The organism is Mucilaginibacter paludis DSM 18603, assembly GCF_000166195.2.
Lineage (GTDB): Bacteria > Bacteroidota > Bacteroidia > Sphingobacteriales > Sphingobacteriaceae > Mucilaginibacter > Mucilaginibacter paludis.
The window spans coordinates 6,929,972-6,932,776 of record NZ_CM001403.1; the positions used below are offsets into that span (position 1 = coordinate 6,929,972).

General features: G+C 50.9%; 4 protein-coding genes. All 4 read left to right on the top strand.

Annotated features, from left to right (window positions below; translation table 11 throughout):
- Positions 1-534, top strand: a 534-nt coding sequence (locus tag MUCPA_RS29385) for a hypothetical protein (protein WP_040626650.1), incomplete at its 5' end; no start/stop codon positions are given.
- A gap of 12 nt (positions 535-546) precedes the next feature.
- Entirely contained in the window at positions 547-1,848 is a 1,302-nt protein-coding gene (locus MUCPA_RS29390) for a phage portal protein family protein (RefSeq protein WP_008511349.1), read from the top strand.
- A 56-nt stretch (positions 1,849-1,904) separates the two neighbouring features.
- Positions 1,905-2,201: a hypothetical protein gene (locus MUCPA_RS29395; protein ID WP_008511348.1), complete on the top strand. Its 297-nt coding sequence runs from the start codon at positions 1,905-1,907 to the stop codon at positions 2,199-2,201.
- 131 nt (positions 2,202-2,332) lie between these two features.
- The gene (locus MUCPA_RS29400) at positions 2,333-2,752 is read left to right on the top strand and encodes a hypothetical protein (RefSeq protein WP_040626652.1); all 420 of its coding nucleotides are present in this window, start codon (positions 2,333-2,335) and stop codon (positions 2,750-2,752) included.
- Positions 2,753-2,805 lie beyond the last annotated feature (53 nt).

Below are 2,805 nucleotides of genomic sequence, written 5' to 3' on the forward strand. Positions count from 1 at the left end.
CAGTTGGTTGGCCCCCGCTACGCGCTGTACTATGTGGCTTATCCGCAGCCGCGGTTTAACATTGGCGCCGCTTATAACAAAGGCGACCGGGTGTATTACCAGGGCAAGGTGTATACGGCCTTGCAGGCATCGGCAGTGTACAGCGACAGCTACTTGCTACAGGTGGGCAAGCTGCAAAATATACCGCCGGTTAATAGTTTCCCCGGCGCGCCGGGTTATAACCAGTGGGATGGGGGCGAGCCGTACGCGGTGCCAGCCGGTACGCTGATTACCGATACCGCTTTTTGGACGCCGGGCGATAACCGCAGCCAGCAGATGCTGCAAATTATGGCCGACCTGGTGCTGTTTTACGCTCACCAGCGCATTAGCCCCATGAGCATACCCGAACTGCGCAAGGAGAATTACCGCGAGGCCATTAACTGGCTGATTGATGCCGGGGAGGGTAATATTACGCCCAATTTGCCGCTCAGGCAGCCCTTTGCGGGCAATAAGATCAGGTACGGTGGGTCGGTTAGGTCGCAATACAATTATTAACAAAACAGCCTTATGGGAATACGAGTAAAAGCAACAAAAAACAATTTGCCGGGCCTGGGCTATGCCAACCCCATGCAGGGTTTGGCCGATGGGGTTAACGGCTTGGCCGGTAGCAGCACCCTGCCCGGCGCGGTAAGGCATAACCTGGCGCGCTATATGGCGCCGGTGCAGCTGATGCGCCTTAAAACCGATGTTAAAATGTGGCGCGATGCCATTACCGAGGCCGAGCTGGCCTATTACCCGCAGCGCATTAAAATGCAGCGCATGTATTTGGATACCGCCCTTAACGGCCATGTAAAGGCTTGTACCTTAAAGCGAAAGCGTTTAACCACCTTACGGCGCTTTGAGCTGCAGGATGCCGATGGCAAGGCGCTGCCGGAGGCTACCAAGGCGCTGGCCGAGTGCCAGTGGTTCCTCAACTTTCAGAACTATGTGCTTGACGCGATTTTTTACGGCTACTCGCTTATTGCGCTGGGCGATATTATTGATAACGACCTGCCCGACCTATCTATTGTAAAACGCTGGAACGTAAGCCCCGACAGGTTTAACGTTACGGCTTACGATTATGCCGTTGTTGGGCAGGATTTTAGGGCCGATGAGGTTAAAAACTGGCACGTATACGTAACCACCCCGAGCGAAACCGGCATAAGCCCCTGCGGCTACGGCTTGTTTTACAACGTGGCCCTGTACGAAATTTTTCTGCGTAATCTGCTGGGTTACAACGGTGATTTTGTGGAGCGCTTTTCCATGCCCTACGTACACGCCAAAACCACCAAGCAGGACGAAACCGAACGCGGCGAACTGGAGCAGGCCGTAGCCAACATGGGTGCCAACGGCTATGCCATTACCGACCCGAACGATGATATTGAATTTTTAGAGGCCGCCCTGGCCGGCACCGGCTGGAATGGTTACGACAACCTGGAGCAACGCTGCGAAAAAAAGATCAGCAAGCTGATTTTGGGCCACTCGGACGCGATGGACAGCACGGCGGGCAAATTAGGATCGGAGCAGGGCGGTAACGAGAGTCCGGTGCAAAAGGCCTTATCCGAAGTGCAGATTGAGGACGGCCGCATGATGGAGAACGTAATTAACAAACAGCTGTTCCCCAAGCTGGCCGCCATTGGCCAGATGCCCAAAGGGGTTAAGTTTGTATTGCAGAACAACGACGAGGTGCAGGAAACCCTCACCCGCCAAACCAGCAACGCCCTTAACCTGGCCAAAGTGGCCCAAACCCTGAAACAGGCCGGACTGGAAATTGATGCGGACTACTTTACCGAGCTCACCAAGATCCCTGTAAAACGGGATGAAAAATAAATCTGCGGATTTTAATATTCCAAAATAGTATATTGATTATATTTGTAGCACAGCAAATGACAATGATAAAAAAAGGCCCTTACAAACCCACCGGCAACATAGCCGTTGATATGGTAGCCGCCTGCATTAACCATTACACCCGGCAGGGCAAGCGGGTAGCGTACATCCGCTTAGATGCCATCCACTGGACAATGTTTAAAGGCTACGTGCTGGAAACAACCCCCGGTTGCGAACTGCCGAACGACGAGGTTGATTTTGACGGCGTAACAATAGCCAAAGGCAGCAGCCTGCAAATTAAACCCCTGTATTGGGAACTGGCAGCCGAAGCGCCGAAGGTGTATTTGATGAATTGATACAGTAAAAAAAGCGAGGGAGAGCGCGATTCCCCTCTTGAGAGCATAGCCGTCAACTTTAGAAAAAAAAGGGATAAAATTTTTTTAGAGCAAGAATCGGAACTGCAAAATTGCAGTCATTATTCGAGCGAATGAGTTCGGAACTATTTGAACCAACGGTGTTAGATGGCCTGGCCCGTAAAACAGAGGCTATACAACGCAAACGAAAAGTGGGAGGCAAGGAACTATTGGATATGGCGTTATTTGATGGAGATCAATCGTTTAACGGCATGAGTATGCAGTTAATGCGGAGGGATGGGCTTGATATTTCGAAGCAGGCATTGCATCAAAGACATCACAGCAATATGACAAAATTTGTACAAGCCGTTTTTGAGCAATTAATAGCAGTTGAGTTACCGCAAGAACAAACACAAGGGTTGGAGATCCGTATCAGAGATTCCACCCGTTTCGCGTTGCCGGAAGTTATTGCAGAGACATTCCCCGGAACAAAAGGAAGTGGGATGAAAGCGGGAGCATCTGTACAATTTGAATTTGAAATCAAAAGTAGGTAAAAGACGATATCAAAGTAACTCCGGCCAACGCAAATGACCAGGGTGAGAGTCAT